Here is a 756-nt window from a genome sequence, read left to right on the forward strand (position 1 = left end):
ACATGGAAGTGGATCACGACGGGTGCCGGGGGGATCTTCTCCGGTAGGTCACGTGGCGTTGCCCGAAAGTTCGCCCGTGATACCTACTCTGCGCCAGTGCTTTTCACGCCGGGACGTCTCAGAGCGCTGGTATCCGCCGCACTTGTCGTGCTCTCGTGGTTCACGGCCGCGCCGGCGTCGGCGGTACCCGTACCGTCGGCGCAGATCGACTACGGCGGCACGATGCGTACGTATCGGCTCCATCTACCTGCCGGAGGCCCGCCCTCCGGGCTGGTCGTCAACCTGCATGCCGCCGGTGCGACCGGAGCCGACCAGGCGGCGCTCACCCATTACGACGCGGTGGCAGACGCCTATGGGTTCGCCGTGGTGTACCCCGACGGCATCGATTACAGCTGGGCTGACGGCCGCGGCGCCTCGGTGCCGGACCGTCAAGGGGTCGACGATGTCGGGTTCATCGCGACCCTCGTCGATCGTCTGGTGGCGGAGAACGGCATCCCGAGAGGACGGGTGTATGCCACGGGCCTGTCGGCGGGCGGGTTCATGGCCAACCGGCTGGCGTGTGATCGCGCCGACCTGTTCGCCGCGATCGCCCCGGTCGCCGGCACGCTCGGGACGAATGTGGGCTGCAATCCGTCGAGGCCTGTTTCGGTGCTCGCCACATATGGGACGGCCGACCCCGTCGTGCCGTTCGACGGGGGACCGATGACGGGGCGTGGCGGAGGGAGCACCGTGGTGTCCGGGCCGGCGATGGTGGAC

General features: G+C 68.8%; 1 protein-coding gene. It reads left to right on the forward strand.

Annotated elements, in window-relative coordinates:
- Nucleotides 1-96: 96 nt before the first annotated feature.
- Nucleotides 97-756 (forward strand): alpha/beta hydrolase family esterase (locus RM572_RS28650; RefSeq protein ID WP_311676290.1); only part of this gene is annotated, 660 nt, incomplete at its 3' end.

Origin of the sequence: Streptomyces hazeniae (genome assembly GCF_031845485.1) — a bacterium.
Classification (GTDB): Bacteria; Actinomycetota; Actinomycetes; order Streptomycetales; family Streptomycetaceae; genus Streptomyces; species Streptomyces hazeniae.